This window comes from Kitasatospora sp. RG8 (assembly GCF_017813315.1).
GTDB lineage: Bacteria > Actinomycetota > Actinomycetes > Streptomycetales > Streptomycetaceae > Kitasatospora.
This window is the reverse complement of sequence record NZ_JAGIYX010000008.1, coordinates 286592-295046: the sequence shown is the minus strand read 5'-3', so window position 1 is coordinate 295046 and position 8455 is coordinate 286592. Positions and strand designations below refer to the sequence as shown.

General features: G+C 70.9%; 7 protein-coding genes and 1 rRNA gene. All 8 read left to right on the top strand.

Going from position 1 to position 8455, the window contains the following annotated elements:
* Window positions 1-114: ribosomal RNA gene (gene rrf / locus J5Y04_RS15655) — 5S ribosomal RNA — on the top strand; the annotation flags it as partial.
* A gap of 97 nt (window positions 115-211) precedes the next feature.
* Window positions 212-832 (top strand): CDP-alcohol phosphatidyltransferase family protein, encoded by a 621-nt coding sequence (locus J5Y04_RS15650; RefSeq protein WP_209412600.1) that lies wholly within the window; start codon window positions 212-214, stop codon window positions 830-832.
* 123 nt (window positions 833-955) lie between these two features.
* Window positions 956-3451 (top strand): mannose-1-phosphate guanyltransferase, encoded by a 2496-nt coding sequence (locus tag J5Y04_RS15645; protein WP_209412599.1) that lies wholly within the window; start codon window positions 956-958, stop codon window positions 3449-3451.
* A gap of 288 nt (window positions 3452-3739) precedes the next feature.
* Window positions 3740-4792 (top strand): DUF881 domain-containing protein, encoded by a 1053-nt coding sequence (locus tag J5Y04_RS15640; protein ID WP_307853129.1) that lies wholly within the window; start codon window positions 3740-3742, stop codon window positions 4790-4792.
* On the top strand, window positions 4789-5121 hold the full coding sequence (locus J5Y04_RS15635; protein ID WP_030062488.1) for a small basic family protein: 333 nt from the start codon (window positions 4789-4791) through the stop codon (window positions 5119-5121). The genes J5Y04_RS15640 and J5Y04_RS15635 overlap by 4 nt, the downstream gene beginning before the upstream one ends.
* Before the next feature lie 34 nt (window positions 5122-5155).
* Window positions 5156-6478: a DUF881 domain-containing protein gene (locus J5Y04_RS15630; RefSeq protein WP_374106032.1), complete on the top strand. Its 1323-nt coding sequence runs from the start codon at window positions 5156-5158 to the stop codon at window positions 6476-6478.
* Between the two features lie 214 nt (window positions 6479-6692).
* On the top strand, window positions 6693-7577 hold the full coding sequence (locus J5Y04_RS15625; protein ID WP_209412597.1) for an FHA domain-containing protein: 885 nt from the start codon (window positions 6693-6695) through the stop codon (window positions 7575-7577).
* 182 nt (window positions 7578-7759) lie between these two features.
* Window positions 7760-8452: a MerR family transcriptional regulator gene (locus J5Y04_RS15620; protein ID WP_209412628.1), complete on the top strand. Its 693-nt coding sequence runs from the start codon at window positions 7760-7762 to the stop codon at window positions 8450-8452.
* The last annotated feature ends 3 nt before the right edge of the window (window positions 8453-8455 follow it).

Here is an 8455-nt window from a genome sequence, read left to right as displayed (position 1 = left end):
GGTGGTCATAGCGTGAGGGAAACGCCCGGTTACATTCCGAACCCGGAAGCTAAGCCTCACAGCGCCGATGGTACTGCAGGGGGGACCCTGTGGGAGAGTAGGACGCCGCCGAACAATCATTCAAGAGAAGCCCCCGCCGGGAACCGGACGGGGGCTTCTCTGTTGTAGGGTCAACATGCAAAGTCGTCACACGGTAACAGGAGGCCCCCGGGTGGAGGTCCAGGAGACGCGGGTCCAGACCGATCGCGTCCTCACCATCCCCAACCTGCTGAGCATGGGCCGGCTGGTCGGCGTTCCGCTCTTCCTCTGGCTGATCCTCTGGCCGGTGTTCGGCGGGCCGAACAATGACGGCTGGGCGCTGCTGATTCTGATGCTGAGCGGCATCAGCGACTACCTGGACGGAAAGCTCGCCCGTAGGTGGGGGCAGATCAGCCGGGTCGGCCAGCTGCTCGACCCGCTGGCGGACCGCCTCTACGTGCTGTCCACCCTGGTCGGCCTGACGTGGCGTGAGATCCTGCCGTGGTGGCTCACCGCGATCCTGTTGGCCCGTGAGCTGTTTATCGCGGCGCTGCTTCCCATTCTCAACCGGCACGGCTACGGGCCGTTGCAGGTGAGTTTCCTGGGGAAGGCTGCGACCTTCAACCTGATGTACGCGTTCCCGCTTCTGCTGCTCGGCACCGGGGACAGCTGGATCGCACGGCCGGCCGAGGTCGTCAGCTGGGCCTTCATCTGGTGGGGGACCACGCTCTACTGGTGGGCCGCCATTCTTTACGCGGTGCAGGCGCGGCAGATCGTCAGGGGCGTCTCGGCCTCGCCCGCGTCCACAGTCTGAGACGTGATCTGAGAGAAGTCCCACGGCGGCCCGGTGCGTCGGACGATATCTTCCGGGTAGAGAACCTCTGGAACGGTTTGATGGACCTGCAGGTCCACCACCGCGAAGGAGGACGCACCCGTAATGAAAGCCGTTGTAATGGCAGGGGGCGAAGGCACCCGACTCCGCCCGATGACCTCCAGCATGCCGAAGCCGCTGCTTCCCGTGGCCAACCGCCCGATCATGGAGCACGTGCTGCGGCTGCTGAAGCGGCACGGCCTCTCCGACACCGTCGTCACCGTCCAGTTCCTGGCCTCGCTGGTCAAGAACTACTTCGGTGACGGCGAAGAGTTGGGTATGCATCTGACATATGCGAACGAGGAGACGCCACTCGGCACTGCGGGGAGTGTCAAGAACGCCGAGGACGCGCTCAAGGACGACTCCTTTCTGGTGATCTCCGGGGACGCGCTGACCGACTTCGATCTCTCGGAATTGATCGAGTTTCACCGTAGTAAAAACGCACTGGTCACCGTCTGTCTCACCCGGGTACCGAATCCACTGGAGTTCGGCATCACGATCACCGACGACGAGGGGCGCGTCGAACGCTTCCTGGAGAAGCCGACCTGGGGGCAGGTCTTCTCCGACACGGTGAACACCGGGATCTACGTCATGGAGCCCGAGGTCTTCGACTACGTGGCGGCGGGCGAGTCCGTCGACTGGTCGAGTGACGTGTTCCCGCAGCTGCTCAAGGAGGGCAAGCGGGTCTTCGGGTACGTGGCCGAGGGCTACTGGGAGGACGTGGGCACCCACGAGAGCTACGGCAAGGCCCAGGCGGACGTCCTGGAGGGCAAGGTCGACGTCGAGATCGACGGATTCGAGATCTCGCCCGGCGTCTGGGTGGCCGAGGGGGCCGAGGTGGACCCGGAGGCGGTGCTCCGCGGGCCGCTCTACATCGGGGACTACGCCAAGGTCGAGGCCGGCGTGGAGATCCGCGAGCACACCGTGCTCGGCAGCAACGTCGTGGTGAAGCGGGGTGCCTTCCTGCACAAGGCGGTCATCCACGACAACGTCTACATCGGCCCGCAGAGCAATCTGCGGGGCTGTGTCGTGGGCAAGAACACCGACGTGATGCGGGCCGCGCGGATCGAGGACGGCGCCGTGATCGGGGACGAGTGCCTGATCGGCGAGGAGTCGATCATCGCGGCCAACGTCCGGGTCTACCCGTTCAAGACCATCGAGGCCGGCGCCGTCGTGAACACGTCGGTGATCTGGGAGTCCCGCGGCCAGGAGCACCTCTTCGGGCTGCGCGGGGTCTCGGGCATCCTCAACGTCGAGATCACGCCGGAGCTGGCCGTGCGGCTGGCGGGCGCGTACGCGACCACCCTGAAGAAGGGGGCGACCGTCACCATCGCGCGTGACCACTCGCGTGGTGCGCGTGCACTCAAACGGGCGATGATCTCGGCACTGCAGACCAGCGCGATCGACGTCCGCGACCTGGAGAACGTGCCGATGCCGGTCGCCCGGCAGCACACCGCGCGGGGCAGCGCCGGCGGGATCTTCCTGCGGACCACGCCCGGGGTGCCGGACTCGTTGGACATCCTCTTCTTCGACGAGCGCGGCGCCGACCTCTCGCAGGCCGGCCAGCGGAAGCTGGACCGCGTGTACGCGCGTCAGGAGTACCGGCGCGCGTTCCCCGGCGAGATCGGGGACCTGACCTTCCCGTCGAGCGTGTTCGACTCGTACGCGGGCAACCTGCTGAGGACCATCGACACCACGGGTGTCCGCGAGGCCGGGCTGAAGGTGGTCGTGGACACCGCTCACGGCAGTGCCGGGCTCGTCCTGCCGAGCATCCTCGGCCGGCTCGGGGTGGAGGCGCTCACCGTCTCCAGCGGGCTGGACGAGGCGCGGCCGACCGAGGACGCTGAGGAACGCCGGGCGGGGCTGGCCAGGCTGGGTGCGCTGGTGGCCTCCTCCCGGGCGGCCTTCGGCGTGCGCTTCGACCCCGTGGGCGAGCGGGTGGCCTTCGTGGACGAGCTCGGCCGGGTGATCGACGACGACCGGGCGTTGCTGGTGCTGCTCGACCTGGTCGCGGCCGAGCGCCGCAGCGGGCAGGTGGCGCTGCCGGTGACCACCACCCGCATCGCGGAGCAGGTCGCGGCGTACCACGGCACCCAGGTCATCTGGACCACGACCACGCCGGACGACCTGGCCAAGGCGGCCGCCGCCGAGGGCACGGTGTTCGGCGGGGACGGGCGCGGCGGCTTCGTCGTCCCCGAGTTCAGCGGCGTGCTGGACGGGGCGGCGGCGTTCGTGCGACTGGTCGGGCTGGTGGCCCGCACCCAGCTCACCCTGAGCCAGATCGACGCGCGGATCCCGCAGGCGCACATCCGCCGGAGGGACATCGCGACGCCGTGGGCGGCGAAGGGCATGGTCATGCGCTCGGTGGTGGAGGCGGCCGGCAGCCGGCGGCTCGACACCACGGACGGCGTCCGGGTGGTCGAGGCGGACGGGCGGTGGACGCTGGTCCTGCCGGACCCGGCGGAGGCGGTCACCCACCTCTGGGCGGAGGGCCCGGACGACGAGGCGACCGAGGCGCTGCTGGACGAGTGGGCGGCGGTGGTCGACGGCGCCGGGCGCTGAGCAGGGGACGACCACGGGGTGACCGTAACGGTGCCCGGGGAGGGCGGGGCGGTCGGTGAGTGCCGATCCGCCCCGCCCTCCTGCCCGCTCACCCCCCTGCCCGTTCAGGCCGTGTCCGTTCACCCCGTGTCCGTTTTGGCGGCCTTGGTGGTGATCCGTCGCTTCTGGTGAGTGTGCAGTTCAGGGGGTGTGCACGGGCCCCTCCGCCGACGTGGGACGATGGTCCGCATGCCAGCGACGCCGACGCCGAGTGCCAGCAACGGACGGTACGACCGTCCGGATGCCTCGATGTCCTTGCTGACCAACGTGATGGACCACGGTCTGGACGAGGGTTACGCCGAGGCGGCCGCGGCACGGGGCGGGGACCGCGACAGCCGGATACCCGGCACGCTCCGGGGTCTGATGACGCTCGGGGCCGGGCTGGCCCTCGTCGGGGCGGTGGTGACGGTCGGCGCGGTGAACGCGCACAAGGCCGAGCCGACGCTGGCCAAGGAGCGGGACGCGCTGATCCACCGGATCAACGACAGCAACGGGTCCGCGGACCGGCTCCAGAAGCAGGTGCAGGACCTGCGGCGGAAGGTCGACAGTACGCAGCAGCAGGCGCTGCCCTCGGGGGACGGGGACGCGGGGGACCTGGCCGGCTTGGTCGGTCTGGCCGAGGTGACCGGCCCGGGCATCAAGCTCGTCCTGGAGGACGCGGCCGGGACCGGGACCGGCGGGAACGTCGATCCGCGCGCCGGGCAGGGGTTCTCCAACAGCGGCCGGCTTCGTGACCGGGACCTCCAGCTGGTGGTGAACGGACTCTGGGTCTCCGGGGCCGAGGCCATCTCGATCAACGGGCAGCGGCTCACCGCGCTCTCGGCGATCCGTGCGGCGGGTGAGGCGGTGCTGGTGGACAACCGGCCGCTCGTTCCGCCGTACAACGTGCAGGCGCTCGGGGACGGGCCCAAGCTGGTCGGCGCCTTCGAGAGCAACATGGCGGGCCAGTACCTGCGTCTGTTGCAGGAGAAGTACGGCATCAAGTCGACGCTCTCCGCCCAGAAGAAGCTGACGCTGCCCGCGGCGGTGGGCGTCACCCTGCGAACCGCCCAGCCCGCCACGCCGGAGGCCTCGCCGTCGGCGAGCCCGACCGCCGCCACGCCGTCCGCCACCGCATCCGCCACGGCGTCCGCCGACGGGTCGGAGAGCCCTGCGGCGGGCTCGTCGTCGTCGGCCACGCCGAAGACGACGAGTTCGGGGAAGCGCACGCCGACCGGCTCCGCCAAGACCACCACAGCCCACTCGCCCACGGCGACCACGAGCGGGTCGCCCTCCGCAGGGACAGGAGCAGCTAGACCGTGATTGCCGTACTGGGTCTCGTGATCGGGGTGGTCGTCGGACTCTTCGTCCAGCCCGAGGTGCCGGACGCCGTCGTGCCGTACCTGCCGATCGCGGTGGTCGCGGCGCTCGACGCCGTGTTCGGCGGTGTCCGGGCGATGCTGGACGGGATCTTCAACGACAAGGTGTTCATCGTCTCGTTCCTCTCCAACGTGGTGGTCGCGGCGCTGATCGTCTTCCTCGGGGACCAGCTGGGCGTCGGCTCGCAGCTGTCCACCGGTGTGGTCGTCGTCCTCGGCATCCGCATCTTCTCCAACGCCGCTGCGATCAGGCGCCATGTCTTCCGCGCCTGAGCCGGGCCGCGAGGAGGCGGCGAAGGAGAAGACGGTGGACGGACCGGCGGGAGACGCCGTGCGGGAGAGCCACGACGGGCGGGAGGCGGGGACGGAGGCGCAGACGCCGCTCCGGAAGCCTGTCGTGCCCACGGGCCGTGAGCCCGTCGCACCCGTCGCGCCTGCCGGGCCCGCCCGGCCCGCCGAACCGGTGGAGCAGGTGGAGCCGTCCGAGGAGAAGCGGACGGCGGAGGCGACGGAATCGTCCGAGAAGTCGGTCCCGGGGGCCGAGGAGGCTCCGCCGACGCCGACCGGGGCGCGGGAGAAGCCGGCGGGGCGGCCTGAGGCCGAGGCGCCGGAGCCCGTGTCGGCACCTGCCGAGGACCCCGAGCCCGAGCCCGCGGTCGAGCCGAAGGCGGTCGAGCCCGACGCCGACGAGCCCGACGCCGACGAGCCCGTGGCCGGGCCGAAGGCGGTCGAGCCCGAGGTCGAGACGGTCGAGCCCGCGGTCGCTGAGCCGGAGCCCGAGGCGGCGAAGCCCGAGCCCGAGCCGAAGGCGGTCGGGCCCGAGGCTGCCGAGGTCGGGCCCGAGGTCAAGGCGGTCGAACCCGAGGCCGACGAGCCCGTGCCCGCCCCGCCCGTCGTGGACCGCGGTGCGGGCCGGCGTCGGCTGAAGGCGGCGCTCTGGCCGCCGCGGCTGTCGCGCGGCCAGCTGGTGGTGGCGCTGCTGCTGTTCTCGCTCGGACTGGCCCTGGCGATCCAGGTCCGCTCGACCAACGACCACCACAGCCAGCTGCGGGGCGCGCGCCAGGAGGATCTTGTCCGGATCCTCGACGAACTGGACGGCCGTCAGCAGCGTCTCCAACAGGAGAGGGCGGAGCTCGAGCAGTCCCTGGCCAAGTTGGAGAACAGTTCCAACCAGGCCAAGGAGGCCCAGGAACAGACCAGGAAGAAGGTGACGGAGCTTGGCGTGCTGGCGGGAACCGTCAAAGCCACTGGTCCGGGCATCGTACTCACGGTCGATGATCCCCAAGGGCAGGTGAAGGCGGATATGCTGCTGGACACCCTGCAGGAACTCCGAGCGGCGGGGGCGGAGGCGATTCAGATCAACGATGTGCGCGTGGTGGTCAACACCTACTTCACGGACGTGTCCGGCGGCGGTGTGCAGATCGACGGCAAGAAGGTCTCGCAGCCCTATCGCTTCACCGTCGTGGGGAACCCGCAGGACCTCACACCCGCGCTGAACATCCCGGGAGGTGTGGTCCGTACCCTGGAGAGTCACCAGGCCCGGGCGACCATCTCCCAGCAGCAGAAGGTGATCGTCGACGCCCTCGTCGATCTGAAGACGCCGCAGTACGCCAAGCCGGCCACGAAGTGACGGGCCACCTGCCGAACGGCCCGTCACCTGCGAGCGGCCCCCGGTGCGGGAGGCCGCCGTCACGTGGGCGAGACTGGTCCACACCAGCACATGCCGGAGCACCACACGTCGGAGTACCACTCCAGCCGGCCCGGTCCGAGACCGGGCCCGCAACCTGTCCGAGGTTCTCACCCTGCCCCGCGGGCGGGTCTGTCACACGCAAGGGGATTCGCCCGTGAGTTTCTTCTCGAAGTTGTTCGGTCGTAACAAGGGCCGTGACGCGGCCGCCGTCGAGGCACCCACCGCGCGTCACCGCCGCGCCGACGAAGAGCCCGCCGTGCCGGGCATGCGCCCCGCCCCCGAGGGCGTGGAGTACGCCGAGCGGCCGCTGTTCCGGGACGGCGCCAACCAGGAGTTCGCCGGGAATCCGGCGGGCTACGGCGCGTCGGTTGACCCCTCCGGTGCCCCGCGCATAGGTTTCCCGTCAGGACCCTCAACCTCTGGTGGAGGGTTTGCTCCGGACCCGTACGCCGGGCACAACCCGTCGGGTGTGCCGCGCCAGGAGGCTGTGAACATGGCTGGCCCCACTCCGTGCCCCAGGTGCGGCAACCAGAACCCGGCCGCGGCCCGCTTCTGTTCCAACTGCGGTACCGCCCTGCGCGGTGGCGTGCTGCCCGAGGGGGCGGCCGAGACCACGTCGACCATCTCGATCTCCGGCCTGGAGTCGTACGACCCCAACACCACGACCGGCACCGGCGCCACGCCGGCCCTGTCTGCCGAGGTGCTGGCGGCGATCGACGCGCTGCCGCCGGGCTCGGCCCTGCTGATCGTCCAGCGCGGCCCGAACTCGGGTAGCCGGTTCCTGCTGGACTCGGACAAGACGACGGCCGGCCGTCACCCGCAGGGCGAGATCTTCCTCGACGACGTCACCGTCTCGCGCAAGCACGTGGAGTTCCGCCGGACGCCCGGCGGCGGCTTCACCGTCGCCGACGTGGGCAGCCTCAACGGCACCTACGTCAACCGGGAGCGGATCGACGAGGTGGCGCTGAACAACGGCGACGAGGTGCAGATCGGGAAGTACCGGCTGGTGTTCTTCGCCAGCCACCACCGGGGGTACTGAAACCAACGTCGGCGGGAGCCCGAGTGAGTACGAATACCCCTTCATCTCTCGGGGCGGCCACCCCCGTGTCGTTCGGTCCGCAGGCGGACCAGGGCGCGCGGGGGGTGGTCGCGGCCCCCAGGCAGCCGGTCCGTCCGGACCGGCCCGCAGGGGGCGGCCGACGGCGCGGCGGCGACGAGCTGCTGAGCATCGGCGCGGTGCTGGCCTTCCTGCGGGACGACTTCCCCGAGGTCACCATCTCGAAGATCAGGTTCCTGGAGGCGGAAGGCCTCGTCGAGCCGCAGCGCACGCCCTCGGGGTACCGCAAGTTCAGCCCGGCCGACGTCGAGCGGCTGGCCTACGTGCTGCGGATGCAGCGCGACCACTACCTGCCGCTGCGGGTGATCCGCGAGCACCTGGACGCCATGGAGCGCGGCGAGAGCCCGCCCGCGCTGCCCGCCCCCGAGGCCCGGCCCGGGCCGCTGGAGGAGGCGGACCGCGAGCTGGTGGTCGGCGCCGAGACCGCGGCCGGGGTCCGGCTGGGCCGGGCCGAGCTGCTGGCCGCTGCCGAGGCCGGCGAGCCGGAGCTGGCCGAGTGGGAGTCGTACGGGCTGGTCGCGGCCGGGCCGGACGGCGGCTACGACGGCGAGGCGCTGCAGGTCGCCAGGTTGGTCGCGGAGCTGGGCCGCTACGGGCTGGAGCCGCGTCACCTGCGGGCCATGAAGGCGGCCGCCGACCGCGAGATCGCGCTCGTCGAGCAGGTGGTGGCGCCGCTGCGCCGGCACCGGAACCCACAGACCAGGGCGCACGCCGAGGCCACCGCGCGCGAGCTCGCGACGCTTTCCGTCCGGCTGCACGCGGCGATGGTCCAGGCCGGGCTGCGGACCCGTACCTGACCG

What these genes read in the sequence shown, in the direction of transcription:
- J5Y04_RS15640 (WP_307853129.1), top strand. Translation starts at nt 3,740, where the DNA reads ATGTCCTTGCTGACCAACGTGATGGACCACGGTCTGGACGAGGGTTAC.
- J5Y04_RS15645 (WP_209412599.1), top strand. Translation starts at nt 956, where the DNA reads ATGAAAGCCGTTGTAATGGCAGGGGGCGAAGGCACCCGACTCCGCCCG.